The sequence below is a fragment of the Pseudomonas sp. Pmew2 genome, assembly GCF_058129885.1.
In genome coordinates, this window is the sequence record NZ_CM176702.1 from 653,455 (window position 1) to 672,583 (window position 19,129).

16 protein-coding genes are annotated in these 19,129 nt (G+C 59.0%); 3 read left to right on the forward strand and 13 right to left on the reverse strand.

Going from position 1 to position 19,129, the window contains the following annotated elements; all coding sequences use genetic code 11:
- The first annotated feature begins 45 nt into the window (after positions 1–45).
- Positions 46–3,258 (forward strand): dermonecrotic toxin domain-containing protein, encoded by a 3,213-nt coding sequence (locus tag AC4ANK_RS03005; RefSeq protein WP_058887046.1) that lies wholly within the window; start codon positions 46–48, stop codon positions 3,256–3,258.
- Positions 3,259–3,400: 142 nt separating this feature from the next.
- Positions 3,401–4,465 (forward strand): uroporphyrinogen decarboxylase, encoded by a 1,065-nt coding sequence (gene hemE, locus AC4ANK_RS03010; RefSeq protein WP_002551663.1) that lies wholly within the window; start codon positions 3,401–3,403, stop codon positions 4,463–4,465.
- A gap of 60 nt (positions 4,466–4,525) precedes the next feature.
- On the opposite strand, the gene AC4ANK_RS03015 is transcribed toward hemE, so the two are convergent.
- The 6 genes from AC4ANK_RS03015 to AC4ANK_RS03040 form a co-directional block, all read right to left on the reverse strand.
- On the reverse strand, positions 4,526–6,001 hold the full coding sequence (locus AC4ANK_RS03015) for an N-acyl-D-amino-acid deacylase family protein (RefSeq protein ID WP_031594989.1): 1,476 nt from the start codon (positions 5,999–6,001) through the stop codon (positions 4,526–4,528).
- Between the two features lie 3 nt (positions 6,002–6,004).
- Positions 6,005–6,865 carry a MurR/RpiR family transcriptional regulator gene (locus AC4ANK_RS03020; protein WP_031594990.1) on the reverse strand — a complete coding sequence of 287 codons (861 nt, stop codon included), beginning with the start codon at positions 6,863–6,865 and terminating at the stop codon, positions 6,005–6,007.
- The gene (locus AC4ANK_RS03025) at positions 6,866–8,215 is read right to left on the reverse strand and encodes a GntP family permease (protein WP_002551666.1); all 1,350 of its coding nucleotides are present in this window, start codon (positions 8,213–8,215) and stop codon (positions 6,866–6,868) included.
- Between the two features lie 251 nt (positions 8,216–8,466).
- The gene (locus tag AC4ANK_RS03030; protein ID WP_002551667.1) at positions 8,467–9,150 is read right to left on the reverse strand and encodes a retron system putative HNH endonuclease; all 684 of its coding nucleotides are present in this window, start codon (positions 9,148–9,150) and stop codon (positions 8,467–8,469) included.
- Entirely contained in the window at positions 9,147–10,412 is a 1,266-nt protein-coding gene (locus AC4ANK_RS03035) for an AAA family ATPase (protein WP_002551668.1), read from the reverse strand. Before AC4ANK_RS03035 ends, AC4ANK_RS03030 begins: the two co-directional genes overlap by 4 nt.
- A 77-nt stretch (positions 10,413–10,489) precedes the next feature.
- Positions 10,490–11,746 (reverse strand): MFS transporter, encoded by a 1,257-nt coding sequence (locus tag AC4ANK_RS03040; RefSeq protein ID WP_002551669.1) that lies wholly within the window; start codon positions 11,744–11,746, stop codon positions 10,490–10,492.
- Between the two features lie 116 nt (positions 11,747–11,862).
- On the opposite strand from AC4ANK_RS03040, the gene AC4ANK_RS03045 reads away from it, so the two are divergent.
- The gene (locus AC4ANK_RS03045; RefSeq protein ID WP_005731006.1) at positions 11,863–12,756 is read left to right on the forward strand and encodes a LysR family transcriptional regulator; all 894 of its coding nucleotides are present in this window, start codon (positions 11,863–11,865) and stop codon (positions 12,754–12,756) included.
- Positions 12,757–13,049: 293 nt separating this feature from the next.
- On the opposite strand, the gene AC4ANK_RS03050 is transcribed toward AC4ANK_RS03045, so the two are convergent.
- From AC4ANK_RS03050 to AC4ANK_RS03080, 7 genes are read right to left on the reverse strand one after another with little or no spacing between them, the layout of a single operon-like run.
- Positions 13,050–14,276: a beta-ketoacyl-ACP synthase gene (locus AC4ANK_RS03050; RefSeq protein ID WP_460384171.1), complete on the reverse strand. Its 1,227-nt coding sequence runs from the start codon at positions 14,274–14,276 to the stop codon at positions 13,050–13,052.
- Entirely contained in the window at positions 14,276–15,004 is a 729-nt protein-coding gene (fabG, locus tag AC4ANK_RS03055; RefSeq protein WP_460384173.1) for a 3-oxoacyl-ACP reductase FabG, read from the reverse strand. Before fabG ends, AC4ANK_RS03050 begins: the two co-directional genes overlap by 1 nt.
- Positions 15,001–15,456, reverse strand: a complete 456-nt coding sequence (locus AC4ANK_RS03060) for a hotdog family protein (RefSeq protein WP_002551673.1) — start codon at positions 15,454–15,456, stop codon at positions 15,001–15,003. Before AC4ANK_RS03060 ends, fabG begins: the two co-directional genes overlap by 4 nt.
- The gene (locus tag AC4ANK_RS03065) at positions 15,453–16,649 is read right to left on the reverse strand and encodes a beta-ketoacyl-[acyl-carrier-protein] synthase family protein (RefSeq protein WP_002551674.1); all 1,197 of its coding nucleotides are present in this window, start codon (positions 16,647–16,649) and stop codon (positions 15,453–15,455) included. The genes AC4ANK_RS03060 and AC4ANK_RS03065 overlap by 4 nt, the downstream gene beginning before the upstream one ends.
- Positions 16,646–17,128 carry a hypothetical protein gene (locus AC4ANK_RS03070; RefSeq protein WP_002551675.1) on the reverse strand — a complete coding sequence of 161 codons (483 nt, stop codon included), beginning with the start codon at positions 17,126–17,128 and terminating at the stop codon, positions 16,646–16,648. Before AC4ANK_RS03070 ends, AC4ANK_RS03065 begins: the two co-directional genes overlap by 4 nt.
- The gene (locus tag AC4ANK_RS03075; protein WP_002551676.1) at positions 17,125–17,859 is read right to left on the reverse strand and encodes a class I SAM-dependent methyltransferase; all 735 of its coding nucleotides are present in this window, start codon (positions 17,857–17,859) and stop codon (positions 17,125–17,127) included. Before AC4ANK_RS03075 ends, AC4ANK_RS03070 begins: the two co-directional genes overlap by 4 nt.
- Entirely contained in the window at positions 17,856–19,103 is a 1,248-nt protein-coding gene (locus tag AC4ANK_RS03080) for an NAD(P)/FAD-dependent oxidoreductase (RefSeq protein ID WP_002551677.1), read from the reverse strand. Before AC4ANK_RS03080 ends, AC4ANK_RS03075 begins: the two co-directional genes overlap by 4 nt.
- Between the last annotated feature and the right edge of the window lie 26 nt (positions 19,104–19,129).

Here is a 19,129-nt window from a genome sequence, read left to right on the forward strand (position 1 = left end):
CGCCTTAGATACTCCCGCCATCCATGTCGCTATAAGGAAATAGCCATGTTGAAAGCAGCACCCATGGGCAAACTTGCTCGATCCAATGAGCAGAAATCTCTCGGGCCGGACAGGTTCACGCCCAGCACGGTTGCCGTGCGCGAACACCGGACCCGAGAACGCGCGGACCGGATAATCGACCAGTTCGTCGAGCGCTTTACAGAAAAGGATTTTTTTCCTGAGGACGGTGAAGACGCGCTGTTCTCCTTGCTGGTTCAGTTGCCAGACTGGCCAGCAGACCTGTCCATCAGGATTCACAACGAAAACGATGAAGTACTCGCGGTCTTTCTGAAAGGCAGTGATGAAAGCGTCGTTCAAGACAGCATTGTCCTGACGCAAAATGTCGACGCTTACATCGTCCCGGACAATGTTCAGGTCGCCGATGACGAGCCGTTACTGCGCTGGGTGTTCAGTCAGTTGCCGGCAGGTTCCAGCGTTGGAATGGGGGGTAACTTTCCGGGCAGTAGCAGTGATGCCGGACGAATCGTTACCCTGCGTGAGCAAATAGCGGGGCTGGCAAAAGACCAGAGACCGCTGTTGTTCGATGCGCTGGTGGCAGCTGATGAAGGCACCTCAAAGGGCCAGCTGGATATCCGCGCGCGCAATCCTTTCCTGCCTCTGTGGGTTCGTCAGCAGACGCCGCTGTCTCCGGCCCTTAGCGCGCTGTGCGCCTTATGCCCCGAGGTTCCGGCAGGACGTCTCGAAGAGCTGTTGCAGCAGATGCCGCTGACAGAACAGGAAGAGGCCGATTTCCTGAATAATCTTGTTCTGCCGGACGCTTTTGGCGAGGCAATGAACATTTCGCTGGATGAGTGGAGCAACAGTCTGGCTATCGATGGGCTGTCGCGAACGCGAAGCTTCAATTCGTACACGGATGAGCTGGCCCGCAGTATTGTCCGCAAATTACTGGCGGCCGAATCGGGCCGGGACGTGTTGATATTCGACGCTGGCGCGAGCAATTACGCCCCGGCAGATACTGACGATAACCGTATTATTCTGCTGCATGACAACTACGGAAATTACAGCGCAAAGGACACCGGCAACGGTGAGATAACTTCATTCAAACAGGGCGCCGACAGCTTCTATCTGGCAATCAGTTCGCAATTGAAGGCTGACGAGCGGTCATCGCTGGGTATGCAATTCGAGCAGGACGTACAGGGCTTTCGCGATGTTCTGACCCAGCACGCGATCGAGGAAAATCGCGGCTGGTTCGACCCCGGCAAACCAACCGAAATCGAAAGCGGGTTTCTGCCTGATTGGTTCGCGAACGCGACGGCTGCCGAAAAACAAAGCTGGAAAATGGCGGTGCAGGACTACAGCCAAGCCTTGCTCGAAGCTCAGGCACCTGACCTGCTGGATCCTTCCGGCTACGGACAGCCCGACCAATTGCGCAAATATGCGCGGCAAAAGCTGCAGGAACGGATTTTGCTCGACCACGGTATTGCAGTGGATCCTGACCATATCAGCGTGCATACCGTCAGCATCGAGATTGATCCAGGCATTATTATTGATACCGATTACGAATATATCGGCCCTTCAGAACTGGAGCCGCATTATGAAACGCATAAGCGCAGCCTTACAGATCTGTCGCTGGAAAACATTGCACTCACCAATATCAACTTTCTGCTCACCAGCCGCGCGTTTGACGATCAGGGGCAACTGGTCAGTTTCCTCAACGCCGGTTATCTGTTCGGCCTGATTCGTGATCTGAACATTGGCGAAGATTATTCAAGATACCTCCGCACAGTACTGTCCACGTCGGCGGCAGGGCAATGGCACCGTGAACGTTATGCGCGCGTCATGCGCGCGCAAATGCGCCTCGATGTGATAGAGGCGAAGATGGCGGGTGACTTTCTGGGCGATGGCGGACTTCCTCCCGAGCTGGCGAGCAGGGGCTACAAATGGGTTGCTGCCGTGCTTGATCACCCAATTGACAGTGATGACCGTGCAACGGTGGAGGGGCATCGCATTCAGGTCAGCCAGTTATCCATCAATGACGTGTCATTGAGCGGTGTACTGGTGATCGGCGCAGAGTCGCGCTCCAGCGTCGCCGCTTTTGTGGTTTTTACCCCGCAGGCTCCTGACGGAATATGCTTCCGGGAAATGAGCGATCCGCAGGAGTTTCAGCAGCGGATACTGCTTGAACCGGATTTGCTGGACTATCTGGTGGGCAGGGCGCCTTTGGCCTCCCAGGACGATGTCAGGCATATTCTGACCGTCCGCCGTGAAACGCTGTTCATGGAACTGCAGCCCTGCACTGGAAGTTTTCTTGAGGCCGTCTATGACTCTGAAGTCGGGAGGGTGATTTCTGCTGTCGATGAACAGACCAAAACCAACTGGGAAACCTATTGGGAAAGTGCCTGGGAAATCACCAAAGTCGTTGGCGACATCGTGCTCACCTTCGCGCCTTTCAAGGTAAGGCTGCCGATTGCAGCATTGCGCAGCTTTTATGCCATCTGGCAGGGCGTCGCAAAAGCTGGCGGTGAAGAGCAAGGTGCCCCCTTGTATTTTGTCCAGGCGGCGTTGCTGCTGGCTGATGGTTTGACGCTGCCCAGAGCACGAAGGGTTCAGACATCGTCGACCACATCAATCGGCCGTTCTGTCCTTGATCCGAAAACAGCAGTGGCAAAAACACCCGGTGGATTGAAACAGCTCGACAACGGCGTTTATGAAAAGACCCAGGAAGGTGCGCCAAGCCGCTTTTATGCTGTGCAACAAGGTAAGACCTATGCCGTCAGATACGATGCCGATTTCGCAGCATGGAGGGTGATCGATCCCCGGCGGCCAGATGCGCATTATCAATTGCCGATTCAACTTGGTAGGCAAGGGGTCTGGGTACATGCGTCGGCAGGGTTGCGCGGCGGCAACAAACGATTAAAAGGCAGACCATCGAACGGCTCGGGGAGTGATGGCGATTCCTCGGATAGCAATCGGATAAAAAGATACAAAGTGGACATCGATGGCTTTTTTGAAAGTCGGCGTTTCAGGCATGCGGAAAATGACCTCCCTAACGATGACCTTGAAGCTGCTGTCAAAAAAGCAGTTGATAGATATGTGCTGGATGGCAATGGCAGTCTGCACAAGTATGGTAAAAGCCAGTTCTCGCTGGACCTTCCCGGTATTGGCAGGAGTACCGGCAGAGGTGCCTGGCGCCTGATACTTGCCCCGGCTGAAAAAGGCGTTATCAAGGCGTTTGACGTCATAGATCCCCACAAATAGCGCAGGCCCGCCATAGTCTTACGCCGGGCGCGGAGCTGTATTGGCACAGCAAATCGGCACGATAGACAAAAGGCACGGCTCTTGCCGTGCCTTTTGCGTCGCGCTCTGAGAAAATGTCGGCACTTTTATTGCGGATGCCGACATGACTGCCCTGAAGAACGACCGTTTCCTTCGCGCTTTGCTCAAGCAACCCGTAGACGTCACGCCGGTATGGATGATGCGCCAGGCAGGCCGTTACCTGCCTGAATACCGCGCCAGCCGCGCCAGTGCCGGGGACTTCATGAGCTTGTGCAAGAACCCGCAGTTCGCCTGTGAAGTCACGCTGCAGCCACTGGATCGCTACCCGCTGGATGCGGCGATTCTGTTCTCCGACATCCTGACCATTCCCGACGCGATGGGTCTGGGCCTGTACTTCGAGACCGGCGAAGGCCCGCGCTTCAAGAAAACCGTCAGCACGCTGGCTGATATCGAAGCACTGCCCATCCCGGATGCACAGAAGGACCTGGGCTATGTGATGGACGCGGTCAGCACCATCCGTCGCGAACTCAACGGCCGTGTGCCGCTGATCGGCTTTGCCGGCAGCCCTTGGACCCTGGCGACCTATATGGTCGAAGGCGGCTCCTCGAAGGACTTCCGCAAATCCAAGGCCATGCTCTACGACAACCCGCAAGCCATGCACCTGCTGCTCGAAAAGCTGGCGCAGTCGGTAACGTCGTATCTGAACGGTCAGATTTTGGCCGGTGCCCAAGCCGTGCAGATCTTCGACAGCTGGGGCGGTAGCCTGTCTTCGGCGGCGTATCAGGAATTCTCGCTGGCTTACATGCGCAAGATCGTCAACGGCCTGATTCGCGAGCACGACGGGCGCAAGGTGCCGGTCATCGTGTTCACCAAAGGCGGCGGGCTGTGGCTGGAAAGCATCGCCGACATCGGCGCCGATACTCTGGGCCTGGACTGGACCTGCGACATCGGCGAAGCACGTCAGCGTGTCGGCAGCAAGGTTTCGCTGCAGGGCAACATGGACCCGACCGTGCTTTACGCACGCCCGGAAGCCATCCGCCAGGAAGTTGCACGCATCCTCGCCAGCTACGGCAGCGGCACCGGCCACGTCTTCAACCTCGGCCACGGCATCACCCCTGAAGTCGACCCGGCCAATGCTGGTGCGTTCATCAACGCAGTACATGAGTTGTCGGCGCAGTATCACCAGTAATTGTCCGGCTGACGATGCGTCGATACATCAGGGCTCATCGGCTCTTTTCAGCGCCGACGCTTACGTCGGCGCTTTTCCATCCGTAAAGCCCTCCAGCAGCGAACCGCTGCGCGGCAGGAATCTACCCTGTCGCTCGCCCTGCGGCTTGCCTTCGGCATAGCTCAATCGGCCGTTTACCCAGACGCCGTCAATGCCCTGTGCCGCTCGCTGAGGGTCTTTGAAATCCGCCACATCGCGCACGGTTTGCGGGTTGAACAGCACCAGATCCGCCCAATAGCCCTCGCGAATAAAGCCGCGCTCGTGCAAGGCAAAGCGCGTTGCCGAAAGCCCGGTCATTTTGTGTACGGCGGTGTGCAACGCAAACAATCCTTTGTCGCGGCTGAAATGGCCGAGCACTCTGGGGAATGCGCCCCATAAGCGCGGATGCGGAAACGGATCTTCCGGAAGGCCATCGGAGCCGATCATCGACAGCGGGTGAGACATGATGCGCTCGACGTCGCCCTCATCCATGCCGTAATACACCGCGCCCGCAGGCTGCAACTTGCGTGCAGCGTCCAGCAATGACAACCCCCAGTCGGCGGCAATGTCCTTTAGATCCCGGCCGCCCTGATCCGGGTACGGCGTTGACCAGGTGATGGTGATACGGAATGCGTCGGTGACCTGTTTCAGGTCCAGCGTCGAAGAGCTGGCCGCATAAGGGTAACAATCGCAACCGACCGGATGGTCCTGCGCAGCTTTTTCCAGGGCCGCCAGCAGTTGCGGGCTGCGGCCCCAGTTACCCGCGCCAGCGCATTTCATGTGGGAAATCACCACTGGCGAGCGCGCATGGCGGCCTATGTCGAAGGCCTCCGCCATCGCCTCCAGCACCGGCTCGAATTCGCTGCGCAAGTGGGTGGTGTAGATCGCGCCAAAAGCGCTGAGCTCTTCAGCCAGCTGCTTGACTTCGCTGGTCTCGGCCGAGAAGGCCGAAGCGTAAGCAAGGCCGGTCGAAAAACCCAGCGCGCCGGCTTCGAGGCTGTCGCGCAACTGCTCGCGCATCGCGTCAATCTCTTCCGGGCTGGCGCTGCGAAACAAATCATCCATGTGATTGCTGCGCAGCGCCGTATGGCCAATCAAAGCGGCCACGTTCACGGCGGGCCGGGCGTTATCCACGGCTGCGCGATAGTCGGCGAAGCGCGGATAGACAAACGCTGCCGCGTCGCCCAGCAGGTTCATGGGGTCTGGCGGATTGCCGCGCAGCGAGACCGGTGATGCGCTGATCCCGCAATTGCCGACGATAACCGTGGTTACGCCCTGGCTGATCTTGGGCAGCATGTCGGGCTTGCGAATCACTACCGTGTCGTCATGGGTGTGGACGTCGATAAAGCCGGGGGCCAGCACACGACCGGCAGCATTGACCTCTTCCTGCGCAGTGGCATCGATCAGGTTGCCGATGCGCTGGATGCGCCCGTCGCTAATCGCTACATCGGCGCGCACTCCGGGCGTATCGCTGCCATCGATGACCAGCGCATCGCGGATGATCAGGTCGTAAATCATGCTTCAGTCTCCCAACGGCAGGCCGTCTTCGCCACCACGGTATTCATCCAGTGCAAGCTTGATCCGACGCAGCCGTTCCTGATTGTCTTCAGGGCTCAGCAGCGCCAGTTCAGTGGCCAGCACATCAATGGTCAGCAGCATGCCGTAGCGCGCGGCGGTGGGTTTATAAATGAAATTGGTCTCAGCAATTTGCAACGGCAACACCACCTCGGCCAGTTGCGCCAGAGGGGAGTCAGGCAAGGTAATGGCCAGCACGCGCGCGCCATAGCTACGCGCCAGGGTTACTGCGTCGAGCAGCTCCGGCGTGCGCCCGCTGAGCGAGCAGGCAATCAGGCTGTGTTGCGGACCAAGCGTGGCCGCAATCATGCGCATCATCACCGGGTCGCGGCAGGCCGCCACCGGGTAGCCCAAACGTACCAATCGGGTTTGCAGCTCCTCGCTGCACAGGCTGGAGCAACCGCCCATGCCGAACGCATGAATCATGCGTGCATCGCTAAGGCACGCTACGGCTGCGGCAAAGCGCGACTCATCAAACCCGGCCAGGTGCTGATGCAGAGTGGCTTCTATGTCACCGACAATCCGGATGAAAAAGGCCGACTGCTCCGGGGCCGGTTCAGGGTTGAGAAATCGGCTGCCCACGCCGCTCGCCTGAGCCAGTTGCAGGCGCAAGTCGCGCAGGTCCCGACAACCGATGCTGCGAGCGAAGCGTGACAGCGTCGCGCTGCTGACCCCGGCGCGGCTGGCCAGCTCGTCCAGACTGGCACTTGCGGCAAAGGCGATATCGCTGAGCACCAGCCTGGCGATCCGGCCTTCTCCCGCGCTGAGTGAATCCTGACGGGCACGTATCTGGTACAGAATGTCCACTCAGAGCACCTGCGCCAGGCCCAGCGTCAAGGCGAAAGCGACGATGGAAATCAGTGTCTCCAGTACCGTCCAGGTCTTGAAGGTTTGCGTTACAGTCATGTTGAAATATTCCTTGATAAGCCAGAAACCGCCGTCGTTGACGTGGGAAAAGATCACCGAGCCTGCGCCTGTCGCCAGCACCAGCAACTCGGGGTGCGGGTAACCCAGGCCCATCGCCACTGGTGCAACGATCCCCGATGCGGTGGTCATAGCCACCGTTGCCGAGCCTGTCGCAACACGCATCAGCGCCGCGAACAGCCAGCCCATCAGCAAAGGCGAGAGATGAAAGTCCTGCGCCAGACCAACGATCTGGTTGGTGACGCCGCTGTCGACCAGAATACGGTTCAAACCGCCACCGGCACCGACCAGCAACGTGATGCTGGCGGTCGGTGCCAGGCACTCATTGGTGAATTTCAGGATCGAGTCGCGATTGAAACCCTGAGCGATGCCCAGCGTCCAGAAACTCAGCAGGGTGGCCAGCAGCAGGGCGATCACCGAGTTGCCGATAAACAGCAAAAAGCCATTGAACGCACTGCCCGGCGTACTGATCAGGTTGGCCCAGCCACCCAGCAACATCAGCACCACCGGCAGCAGAATGGTCGCCATGGTCAGGCCGAAACTGGGCAGTTTTGCTCTTGGTTCGCGGTCGAGAAACTGTTTCGCCAACGGGTTTTCAGCCGGTAGATGGATACGCGGCACGATGAATTTGGCATACACCGGACCGGCGATAATGGCCGTAGGGATGCCGATCAGAATGGCATAGAACAGCGTTTGCCCTACCGACGCCTGATAAGCCTGAACGGCGAGCATTGCCGCAGGGTGTGGCGGCACCAACGCGTGCACCACCGACAGACCGGCGACCATCGGCAGGCCGACCATCAGGATCGACACCCCGACACGTCGGGCCACAGTAAAGGCAATCGGCACCAGCAGAACGAAACCCACTTCGAAAAACAGCGGCAAACCCACCAGAAACGCAATGCAGACCATGGCCCAGTGCGCGTTACGTTCGCCAAAGCGGTCAATCAAAGTGCGCGCCACCTGCTCGGCACCACCGGACTCGGCCATCATTTTGCCGAGCATGGTGCCCAGCGCGACGACCAGCGCGATATGCCCCAGCGTTTTGCCCACTCCCGCTTCGTAAGAGGCGACCACGCCACTGGCCGGCATCCCGGCAACCAGCGCCAGACCGACCGACACCAGCGTAATGACGATAAACGGATTGAGGCGATACCGCGCAATCAGAACGATCAAGGCAATGATTGCGACAGCGGCGTAGACCAACAGCGAAATACCGGGTGACGGCGACATAGCGGCGGTTCCTTGCAGAATGGGTAGGCGAGGGCGCAATACCGACGGCTGAAGCCGTCAGCCGGAAGGCGACTCGGGAGTACTCGGCAGGGATGACGCAGGAAAAGGAGTGAAGCAGGTTTCGAGGCGATCACAGGTATTCATTATTTTTATCTCTGTTTTCGTGATGAAAATAAATTATACGAAAATGAAATATAAACAAATATATGAAAGTAATTTTCTTTCCGCGTACGTGCGCAGGACGACGCGTGTCACGTATTCTTGACCGAGCTTTTTTCGGGAGGAGGGTTTAAAGACGCCAGAAACTGCTCCGCATAGCGGGCGACAACGTGGCTAAAGGCGAGCTGTTTGTTGGCATCCCCAGAGCGGAGGCCTTGTACCAAAAGTGTCAACTCTGTGTCGCTGATGCTGGCTAAGATTTGCTCATCAAACACGCGCGTGATTGCCTCTTGGCGTCTTTTTGTCAGGTACGCGATATCGAGTGCGAGCTTTTCGATCATCGTCGTGGCGGGAAGATCTGTGTGGGACGTGCTTTGGATTTTCCCTGTTAGCAGATAACGGAAGCGCTGTTCGCAATCGTCCTCTGTCGGGGAAATGTGCAGGTCCTCATCGAACCAGTTGCCTTTATAGTGGCCGCAGTGCAACGGGTTTCCTGGTGTGGTCTCGCGCAGGCAAGACGCATGAAGATTGCTGTATTCCAGTGCCAATGGCAGATAATGATCCTGCGGTCTGAAATGTTCGATGTGGCTGCTATCAAGCTCTATTTCCCTGCCGCAATAGCAGCATGAGAAGTTCTGCTCTTGCAGCAAGCAATTATGCAAGTCGCGTTTTTGCGGGTTCTGCAGGGTTGGATAGGTGGGCGTCCAGTCTTCGTTTGCGCTGGCTTTCCATTCGGTGAGTGACGCAGGCTCAGTTCCCTTGATAACGCGTCTCATCGTCCAATGAGCTCCTTGCGTTTGAGCAACGCTTCGGCACCTGCGAACTCGGGCAGATCGGGCGCTTTCTGTTTTAACGCATCAAGCTGCAGTCTGGCTTTTTCAAGCTCGTCGTTTTCCAGTGTGCTGAATAGCTCGTCGAGCAGTTCTTCAATTTCAGGCTCGCGCTGCAGTACGCCCATGACTTCTTCCAGAATAGTGCTGGAGTCCAGGCCATAGGTTGCTCTTGGATGAGAGCCGTCATGGTTATTCAGCAGGATGACCTCGCCCGGTTGCAGGCTGCCGATGACCTGTGGCGAGTGGCTGGCGGCGATGAACTGGATGCTGGGAAATGCTTTTTTCAGTGCTGGAGCAATGGTGCGTTGCCAGCCGGGGTGAAGATGGATATCGAGCTCATCGATGACGATGATGCCGTTTGTCTTGCTTAGAACATCCTTCCCCATGTGCGGGTTGAGCAAGCAGATACGGCGAGCGATATCGGCGAAGAGTGCGACCATTCCGCGTTGTCCGTCGCTCAGGTCGTTGAACGGGATTTTTCGATCATACATATCGACTACCAACGCACGTAGCTCCATGTCGTACTCTATTCCCTTGGCGTCGGGTAGTGCGCATTGGATGGCTGAGTTTATCCAGGTCAGTTCGTCGTTGAAAACGCTGGAAGAACCTGCTCGGGATAGTCTTTGAAAGCGCTCCAGTGTTTTGCCGATGAACCAGGTCTCGAAGTTTTTCAAATTGGAGGCGGCATCGAACCAAGAGGTGTATGCATCCAGTCTTGATGGTTTGCTCTGTGCAGCAAGCTCAGCGGTTACACTCATCGTCAGCCAGCGTCGATTGGCTTGATAGACGGCGAATACAGGCAAATCCCCGTGGGTACTTACATCGATGCTAATCAGATTTTCCGAAAATACGAGACTGTTCAGCGCGCTGAAATTTGTCTGAAGACTGCTGCGTTCCAGCGATACGTGCCATTCCTGACGCTCAAACGCGCCACCTTGGGCAGTCAATACAAGAGGATAGCTGCGTTCGAAACGAATCCTGTCTTCGAACTTTACTAACGCGAACCGAACATCGGACTCAGCTATCGATGGCTGATGGACGCCAATGCTTCCAAGTAAATTCCCGAAGCATCCCGCGACACCCAGCAACAGCGACGTCTTCCCACTGCCATTAACCCCCACCACCAAATTGAACCCCGGCTGGAAATCAAAATGAGCATCTTCGTAACAACGAAAATTCTGCAGATGGAGGTGGTCGAGGCGCATGTCGGTTTCCTTTACCAGAACTGGCGGATGCGCCAGTGTACCTTGGCTCACTCTATCCGCCATCGCCCTATCTGTGACTAAACCTTCGCCCCCAGCGGCTGCAACCTCGCCAGCCGCAACGCTACCCCGAGGGCAATCAACAGCAACACCCCGATAAACAGCCCGATGCCGTTCCAGCCCGCGTAATGCCAGAACACTCCGCCACCGGTTCCGGCTACGCTTGAGCCCGCGTAATAGCAGAACAGGTAAAGCGAAGCAGCCTGACCTCTGGCCGTTGCTGCTCTGCGTCCCACCCAACTGCTGGCTACCGAATGCGCACCGAAAAAGCCGAAGGTGAATATCAGTACGCCTGTGATAACCAGTGGCAGCGGTGTGAACAGGGTCAGCAGCAGGCCAGCCAGCATCATCACGATCACGGCCCATAGCACCCGTCGGCGGCCAAGACGGTCGGCCAATGAGCCGATCTTTGCCGAGCTGTAAATTCCCGACAGATACACCACGGAAAACACCCCGACCACGGCCTGGCTCAGGTTGTAGGGGGCGCTCAAAAAGCGGTAGGCGATGTAGTTGAACAGCGTGACGAATGCGCCCATCAGCAGAAACCCGACCAGAAACAGCAGCGGCAACCCGGCGTCTTTGAACTGCACCACAAAGCCGTCCAGCAGGCTGCGAGGGTGCAGTGAGCGGGGGCGGAAGTTGCGCGATTCCGGGAGGATCTTCCAGAACACCACGGCTGCGATCAGGGCCAGCCCACCGACCACCAGCATCGCCGCGTGCCAGCTTACGTAATCGATCATGACCCCGACGATCAGCCGCCCGCTCATCCCGCCGACCGCGCTGCCGCCGATATACAGCCCCATTGCCAGGCCCAGATGCGTGGGGTGGATTTCCTCGCTCAGGTAAGTCATCGCCACTGCCGCCAGACCGCTCAGCGACAGGCCCACCATTGCCCGTGTGATAAGTACGCCTTCCCAGCTGGGCATCAGCGCGCTGGCGATGGTGAACAGCGATGCACAGAATAGCGCCATGACCATCACCGATTTGCGCCCCAGCCGGTCGGATATCGGTCCAGTGATCAGTAGGCCGATGGCGAGCATCGCCGTGGCGACGGACAGAATCAGGCTGCTCTGGGCTGCCGAAAGGGAGAACTCGCCGGACAGCGTTGGCATCATCGGCTGGACGCAATACAGCAGGGTGAATGTCGAGAACCCGCCAGCGAAAAGCGCCAATGCGGTGCGTTTGAAAAGCGGCGTGTTTTTCTCGATGTAAGTGTCGCCAGACGGTTTAGCGGAGGCATTCAAGTCTGTGGTGGGCGGGGCGACGGCAGGATTCAAGGGAAACCTCGGAGCACGATTGGGCAGGCAATGAAAAAATCATATAGCCCGCCAATCATTCCATCCAATATATTGTTCGACCTGTTTGATAGGTAAAACGACTTAATGGAGGCCGCATGGAATTGCGCCATCTGCGTTACTTCATCGCGGTTGCCGAAGAGTTGCATTTCGGTCGTGCGGCACAGGCGCTAGGTATCTCCCAGCCGCCGCTGAGTCAGCAGATCCAGACGCTGGAGCAGGAGCTGGGCACGCGTCTGTTTGATCGCACCAACCGGCGTGTCGAGCTGAGTGAATCCGGCAGGTTGTTTCTGGATGAGGCGCGTCTGGTGCTGGCGCAGGTCGATAAAGCCACTGATGTTGCCCGGCGTGCGCAACTGGGTGAAATCGGCGAGCTGAAGATTGGCTTTACTTCGTCGGCACCGTTCACTTCCAGCATTCCACAGGCGATTTTTGCCTTCCGTCAGGCTTATCCGGATGTGCACCTGACCCTGACCGAAATCACCAGCCAGGAAGTGGCAGCAGGGCTTGAGGACAAGACCATTCAGGTCGGCATCATGCGCCCGTTGGCGTTACCCGATTCGTTGGTGGTGTTTGAACTGCTGAACGAGCCACTGGTGGCGATCATGCGTGCTGACCATCCACTGGCGGCAGAAAGCGAGAACGGGATCTATATGTCGGCCCTGGCCGCTGAGCCGTTCGTGTTCTTCCCGCGCACTTATGGCAGCGGCATTTACGCGCAGGTTCTGAGTCTGGCGCGCGCCGCGGGTTTCAGCCCGCTGATCACTCAGGAAGCGGGTGAAGTGATGACCATCATCGGCCTGGTGGCGGCTGGACTGGGCGTCACCGTGCTGCCAGCGTCCTACCGCCGAATGCGCATCGACGGCGTGGTCTATCGCAATGTCCTCGACCCCGGCGCTACAAGCGCGGTGTGGCTGGTACAGCGCAAGGACGAACAGTCACCGATGGCCAAGGCGTTTACCGAGCTTTTAACGCGCAATGTCGCACGATAGTTGAGGTTATCGTTCCGCACGCTCCGCGTGGGAATGCCTGTCGTGACGCTCTGCGTCACAAATCTGCGCCGCGCTGCAGAATCAAGACCGGACGCAGAGCGTCCAGAACGGCATGCGACGCGGAGCGCCGCACGATAGATGAGGTTATCGTTCCGCACGCTCTGCGTGGGAATGCCTGTCGTGACGCTCTGCGTCACAAATCTGCGCCGCGCCGCAGACTCAAGACCGGACGCAGAGCGTTCAGAACGGCATGCGACGCGGAGCGACGTAAGAGAGTTGAGACGTGCGTGATCTCACCCCCAACGCTTGAATATCAATGACGTATTCACCCCGCCCAAGGCAAAGTTGTTGTTCATCACATATTCATTACTCATCCGCCGGGGTTCTCCGACGATGTAGTCCAGTTCGCCGCACTGTGAGTCGACGTCGACCAGGTTTAGCGTGTGGATATAGCGGTCGCTGTTGAGCATTTCGATGCTGAACCATGACTCCAGTGCGCCGCAGGCTCCCAGTGTGTGGCCGAGGAAGCTTTTCTGTGAGCTCAGTGGCATGCGTGAGCCGAACAGGCTGCTGGTGGCCAGGGTTTCGGCGATGTCGCCCTGTTCGGTGGCAGTGCCGTGACCGTTTACATAACCGATGGCGTCGGGCGACAGGTTGGCATCTTCCAGGGCCAGTTCCATGGCGCGACGCATGGTGGCCTGCTCGGGACGAGTGCTGTGGGCGCCGTCGGCATTGCTGCCGAAGCCGACGATTTCGGCATAGATGTGCGCGCCACGTGCCTGAGCGTGCTCAAGTTCTTCGAGTACCAGCATGCCGCCGCCTTCACCGATCACCAGTCCGTCTCGCCCGCTGTCGTAGGGGCGTGGCGTGCTGTGTGGCGCGTCATTCTTGAGGCTGGTGGCGTACAGCGCGTCGAACACCATGGCCTCGGTCGGGCACAGCTCTTCGGCCCCGCCCGCCAGCATCAGCGGCAGACGGCCAAACTTGATCGCCTCGTAGGCATAGCCAATGCCTTGGCTGCCACTGGTACAAGCGCTGGAAGTCGGAATCAGGCGTCCGGTCAGGCCGAAGAAAATGCTGATGTTGGCGGCGGTGGTGTGCGGCATCATCCGCACGTAGGAGTTGGCGTTCAGGCCTACTGCCACCGAGTTGATCAGCATGTTGCCGAAGGCCTTGATCTCGTCGGTGCTGCCGGTTGACGAGCCGCAGGCGGTGCCCATGCGCCCATCGCGAATGAGCGGATCATTCAGCAGCCCGGCGTCGATCAACGCCTGTTCCGCAGCAGCCACTGCCAGTCGCGATACGCGGCCCATGCTGCGCAGTTGCTTGCGTGTCCAGTGTGCGGGCACCGCGAAATCGTCGATGGGGCCAGCCAGTCGGGTATTCAGTTCGGCGAAACGGTTCCACTCGTCCATTCGGCGAATGCCGCTGCGATTGGCGGTGAAGCTCGCATCGATAGTCGGCCAGTCGCTGCCCACCGAGGTAATGCCGGACATCCCGGTGACGACCACACGCTTCATCAACACAGCCCTCCGTTGACGGCCAGCACCTGACGAGTGATGTAGCTCGCTTCGGCCGACATCAGAAAATTCACGGCACCCGCCACTTCCTCGGGCGTGCCCATGCGTTGCGCCGGGATCATCTTCATCAGTTCGTCGACTGGCACGTTCTCGTCCAGCATTGCGGTGTCGATCAGCCCCGGAGCGACGCAGTTGACAGTGATTTTGCGTTTGCCCAGTTCGATGGCCAAGGCCTTGGCGGCACCGATCAGGCCTGCCTTGGAGGCGCTGTAATTGACCTGGCCACGGTTGCCGATAAGGCCGGAAACCGAGGTGATGCAGACAATACGGCCCGCCGCACGACGACGAATCATCGGCATGGTCAGCGGGTGCAGCACGTTATAAAAACCGTCCAGATTGGTGCGCAGCACCTGATCCCAGTCATCATCGCTGAGTGCCGGAAACGCGCCGTCGCGGGTCAGCCCGGCGTTGAGTACCACGCCGTAATAGGCGCCATGCGTCTCCACATCCTGTTCCAGAATTGCCTTGCAGGCGGCACGGTCCGAGACATCGAATTGCAGAACGCGTGCCTGACGGCCCAGCGCAACGACTTCGGCCTGCACGGCTTCGGCTTCGCTGCGGCCGTTGCGGCAATGCAGGATCAGGTCGTATCCGGCCTGGGCCAGACGCAGAGCGATGGCGCGGCCGATGCCACGGCTGGAGCCGGTGACCAGTATCGATTCAGTCATGCCGGGGCTCCTTCAGCCAGATAGTCAGCAGTGTTGGGCGGGCAATATACATTGAGTCGGGCAAAAGCCTTGATATCCGGTCCGGTCAGGGTGCATTCGAACACGCCCATGCCGCTGTCGTCCTGCAAGGAGCGCACGGCATGGATATGCAGTTCGCTGCCCAGCGGGAAGCGCGCTACGTTGCATTCGAACTTGCGGCTGCCGAGCAGAAACCCGAGCTTGACCGCTTCACCCTTGGTGCGCGCCTGGCAACCGGCATAGGCCGCGACGCTCTGGGCCATCAGCTCTATGCCAAGCCAGGCGGGCAGGCTGCCGTCCGGCTGGTTGAACAGACCATCGGCGCGCACGGTCAGGCGGGTTTGAATCTGCTCTTGGTCAAAACTCAGCACCTGATCGATGAGAATCATGTCGCCAGCATGGGGTATGAGTTCGGCGAGCGACCACTCGGTCATGGGGCATCTCCGATAATCAGGCTGATGTTGTTGCCACCGAAGGCAAACGAATTGCTCATCATGTAACGAGCATTTGCAGGTGCCAGGCGCGAACCTGGCAGTGTCCATTGCAGTGCAGGCAATAGCGGGTCAGCTTCGCCGTCCCACAGGTGCGGGGGCAGGGCCTGTTCGCTGTTGTCCGGTGCCAGGCTCAACCAGCAAAACGCCACTTCCAGCGCTCCCGCGGCACCCAGCGTGTGGCCGCTGAGCGGCTTTGTCGACGAGCAAGGCACACCGTTCGGGAATACCGCCTGCACGGCCAGGCTTTCCATCGCATCGTTATGTGGCGTAGCGGTGCCATGCAGGTTCAGGTAACCGATCTGTGCGGCATCGAGTCGGGCACTGCCCAACGCTTGCAGCATGGCATCCTGCGCACCTCGGCCGGTAGGTTCCGGGGCCGAGATGTGGTGGGCGTCGCAACTGGCACCCGCGCCCAGCAGGGCAATCGAGTGGCTGTTGCCAGCTTCGCGGGTCATTAGAAACAGCGCTGCCGCCTCGCCGATGTTTATCCCGTTGCGGTGCGTGGAAAACGGATTGCACAGTTGTGGCGACATGGCTTCAAGCGCCGAGAACCCATTGAGGGTCAACCTGCACAGGCTGTCGACGCCGCCGCACAGCACCGCATCGCACAGGCCTATGTCCAGCGCCCGTCGTGCGCTGAGCAGCGCCCGCGCGCTGGACGTGCAGGCTGTGGAAATCACATAGGCCGGGCCGCTCAATTGCAGCCAGCCGGCCAGGAAGTTCGCCGGTGCGCCCAGTTCCTGTTGGCGATAATCGTAATCGTCGGGGAAGGTCTTATCACGCAGCCAGCTTGCCATGCTCTCGCTTGCTTCATCGATACCCGAGGTGCTGGTGCCGACGATCACGCCAATCCGCCCGGCTCCGTAGCGCGCGATAGCCTGACGAATGTCATCTTCGATCTGCAAGGCCGCGGCCAGCAGCAACTGGTTGTTGCGGCTGCGCTGCGATTGCATGGCGGGCGGAATGGGCGGCAATGCGGATTTTACCGCGCCGACCGGCAATGCGCGTTCCGGCACCCAGCCGCTTTCGAACACCATGCCCGAGCTGTCGCCTGCGAACAGTCTGCGCGACACCTCTTCACGGCTGTCGCCCAGCGAGCAGATCAGGCCCAGCGCATTGAGATAGGCAGTCATGGCATGCTCTCGTCGTTCAGCGGTGTAACCCTGTAGCTCAACCCGTCCTTGAGACGGATGGTGTAGGCGTTGGCTGACTGATATTCGACCAGCCAGCGATCATCCAGACGCCGCTGCATGCCCTGGCGGTACGCCGTGGGGTAGCGGCCATGCATTTCCAGATCCGAGGTCATGGCGAACATTATTGCCGCAAACAGCTCGCGTGCTTCGGGGTTGGGGGGCAGCAGACCGTCGGCTTGCCATTGTCCGTTGATCAGCAACTGGCGAGCCTGGGGGATACCCAGCGGGTCCATCATCGACCAGCGCAACCCGGCGTTTTCGCGCTGGATGACCAGCATCCAGTCTTGCCGCTGATCAGCCTGTCGGCGTTCGATGTGCAGCTGCATCGGCAATTGCATCGTCGGTGCGGTAGTCGGCAGCGGTGCCTGTGCAGCGCAGCCGCCCAGCAGCAGAAAGGCCAGAAATAATACCCGGATCATAATGCGCCACCTTGTAGCGGTTTGCGGGCCACGACATTGACCAGCGTTTCTTCCCGTTGCCCGAACGGCCTGGGTTTTTGCAGTTTCAAGGCTTCGAGCAGGCCGAAATCCCTGGCGCGGCTCCACCACAGGTAAGGGTACGAAACATGCTGTGCGCCGAACTCGAAACCCTGGTCGCGGATCATATGCAGATACTGCGCCGCGCTTTTCTGAACGTGCATCGGGTGGCGGAACAGCCAGCGAATCACCCAGGTGTCGATGTAGGCCTCGGTGGACTCGGCGAACAGCAGGTAACCGCCTGGCTTGAGTACGCGATAAAACTCGGCCAGCGCCTGTTCCTGCTCGACCAGATGATGAAAGGTCTGGTGACAGAACAGCAGATCGACGCTGGCGTCCGGCACTTGCAGCGCCGCGCAGTCACTGCCGATCAGCTCGACCTCTATGCCTCTGGCGCGCGCCTCCTGACGGCTCATCTCCAGGCTGTGCAGGTCGGCATCGACACCAATCAGCCTTGAAGGCTGAAAAACCCTGCTCAGGTGCTGAAACGACTTGCCCTGCCCGCAACCGGCGTCGAGCAAAACCGGTGCGGCCGGAAGCGCGCTATCGAACAGGCTGCGCAAATCGTCTATCGCCACACGCAATACGCGGTACTGCCAAGTATGGCTGCGCAGAAACCACAGGCCGAAGCGGGTTTCCTCGACATAGCTGTCACTCAGGAACGGTCGATTCATGAGTCACCGTCCGCGCAGATTTCCGAGAGCGTGCGCAAGCGGCGTTTGGGCTCGCTGACAAACGGATTGCGCTCGTCCCAGGCATAGCCAGCCAGAATGGCGCTGATCATGCGGCGGATATCCGGCGCGCTTCCCGGGTAGAAAATGACGCTCTGGAACGAGCCGTCGTACCAGCCTTCGACATAGGCCCGGAAGGTATCGACGCCACGCTTCAGCGGAACGGCGAACTCGGTTTCCCAGTCCACGCTCTCACCCTGCAATTGTCGATTCAGCACGCCAGCGGCCATGCTCGCCGAACGCATGGCGATGGTCACGCCTGACGAAAACACCGGATCGAGGAATTCCGCCGCATTGCCCAGCAGCGCAAAGCCCTTTCCATGCAGGGTTGTGACGTTCGCCGAGTAGCCGCCGATGGTCCTTGCCGGTGTATCCCAGACCGCATTTTTCAGCACGCTGGCCAGTTGCGGTGTTTCATCGATAAAGGCGCGCAGGCAGGCGTCCAGGTCATCGGGCTTGTCTTTGAAGCGCTCGGCCGAGGCCACGACGCCTATCGAACAGCGACCTTCGCTGAACGGGATCGACCAGAACCACACATCGCTGTGCTGCGGATGGATGCTGACCAGGATCTTCTGACGGTCAAAGGGCGGGCTTTCGATATGGTCTTCGATATGGGTAAACACCGCCTGACGCACCGGAAAGCCCGACGGCGCTTCCAGATCCAGCAGGCGCGGCAGTACGCGGCCATAGCCGCTGGCGTCGAGTACGAAGCTGGCCTGCACGCTGTATTCGCTGCCGTCCTCGCGTTTTACCCGCAATACCGGCTGCAGGCTGTCGAAGTCGGCGCTGATGATTTCCTGCTGATAGCGGATTTCCGCACCCTGCAGCTCGGCCTGATCAGCGAGCAGCTTATCGAACTCGCTGCGTTGCACCTGAAAGGTGGTCGGCTTGCCGTTGCTGAAGGTATCGCCAAAATCGAAATCGCTGTACTGCTCGCCGCGCGCAAAGGCAGCACCGTTCTTGAGCTGGAAACCGGCGGCCTGCACGGCGTCGAGCATCCCGGCTTCTTCGACGAAGTCCAGGCAATGGCACAGCAGGCTTTCGCCGATGGAGAAGCGCGGGAACAGCTGACGCTCGATAATCAGCACGTCGTGGCCCTGGCGTTTGAGCAGGGCTGCCGCAATGCAACCGGCCGGGCCGGCACCGATGACGACGACCTGACGAATTTCCCTATCAGTGATGGGCACAGGTATTCCTTTCCGATTGGGCGGTG

Bases quoted from the DNA above. Each gene is read 5' to 3' on its own strand.
- AC4ANK_RS03035 (WP_002551668.1), bottom strand. From the start codon at position 10,412: ATGCGCCTCGACCACCTCCATCTGCAGAATTTTCGTTGTTACGAAGAT.
- AC4ANK_RS03075 (WP_002551676.1), bottom strand. From the start codon at position 17,859: ATGAATCGACCGTTCCTGAGTGACAGCTATGTCGAGGAAACCCGCTTC.
- AC4ANK_RS03070 (WP_002551675.1), bottom strand. From the start codon at position 17,128: ATGATCCGGGTATTATTTCTGGCCTTTCTGCTGCTGGGCGGCTGCGCT.
- hemE (WP_002551663.1), top strand. From the start codon at position 3,401: ATGACTGCCCTGAAGAACGACCGTTTCCTTCGCGCTTTGCTCAAGCAA.
- AC4ANK_RS03065 (WP_002551674.1), bottom strand. From the start codon at position 16,649: ATGACTGCCTATCTCAATGCGCTGGGCCTGATCTGCTCGCTGGGCGAC.
- AC4ANK_RS03015 (WP_031594989.1), bottom strand. From the start codon at position 6,001: ATGATTTACGACCTGATCATCCGCGATGCGCTGGTCATCGATGGCAGC.
- AC4ANK_RS03045 (WP_005731006.1), top strand. From the start codon at position 11,863: ATGGAATTGCGCCATCTGCGTTACTTCATCGCGGTTGCCGAAGAGTTG.
- fabG (WP_460384173.1), bottom strand. From the start codon at position 15,004: ATGACTGAATCGATACTGGTCACCGGCTCCAGCCGTGGCATCGGCCGC.
- AC4ANK_RS03005 (WP_058887046.1), top strand. From the start codon at position 46: ATGTTGAAAGCAGCACCCATGGGCAAACTTGCTCGATCCAATGAGCAG.
- AC4ANK_RS03060 (WP_002551673.1), bottom strand. From the start codon at position 15,456: ATGACCGAGTGGTCGCTCGCCGAACTCATACCCCATGCTGGCGACATG.
- AC4ANK_RS03030 (WP_002551667.1), bottom strand. From the start codon at position 9,150: ATGAGACGCGTTATCAAGGGAACTGAGCCTGCGTCACTCACCGAATGG.
- AC4ANK_RS03025 (WP_002551666.1), bottom strand. From the start codon at position 8,215: ATGTCGCCGTCACCCGGTATTTCGCTGTTGGTCTACGCCGCTGTCGCA.
- AC4ANK_RS03050 (WP_460384171.1), bottom strand. From the start codon at position 14,276: ATGAAGCGTGTGGTCGTCACCGGGATGTCCGGCATTACCTCGGTGGGC.